Annotated in this window: 1 protein-coding gene; it reads right to left on the reverse strand. The window is 54.5% G+C overall.

Features of this window, described 5'->3' with window-relative positions:
• The coding region (locus AC1RPN_RS08080; protein ID WP_481763695.1) for a hypothetical protein at positions 1 to 529 on the reverse strand (529 nt) is incomplete at its 3' end.
• Positions 530 to 615: the final 86 nt, after the last annotated feature.

Here is a 615-nt window from a genome sequence, read left to right on the forward strand (position 1 = left end):
GGACCGCAACGTCTCGGTCAGACCCCGAGAAGTTATCCTGGGCCCCTACGAAGGTCTGACGCTCCGTTCCCAAGCCCGGCATCTGATACGCGTATACCTGACCTTCGTACAGAGTCACGTTGATGGGGTTGGCGTCCGTGAACGTGATCTCATCTCGGTTGAAGAAGTATTGCCCTGCCACGTGGAATTGGGGCAGCGGAGGGAGCGACGAGGGTACCGAACTTTGGAGCGTGACAGGTATGCCGGCAGGTAGGAATCGCGAAATGCGAAGCCCCTGCATCTGTGTGATGCTAAGGATTGCTGAATCAGATTGAGCCGTTTCAGCAAAACAGTCCTCCGCAGCGCGAATGATGCGGCCCTGCGCAAAAGCCCCGACCGATGCTGCTAGCTCGATCAGGGTCTCCGATGTCATTGTCGTGAGCGTTCCCTGCCACGATGGGATGGTGGTAAGGTAGTTTTGAAACTGGGAAACGAATTGATCAACGTCGGCTGTCAAGTCCGCCAGAACGAGCTTATTAGTATCTGCCATGTTGAACCTTATGATTGGTTGGCGGTGACGGAAAATGCTGCAACCAGCGGACCTGATTGAGTATCAAGGTTTAGGTTCAGGTTGTA

It is taken from the genome of Dellaglioa sp. CoH-57-MRSF-20 (genome assembly GCF_056781955.1).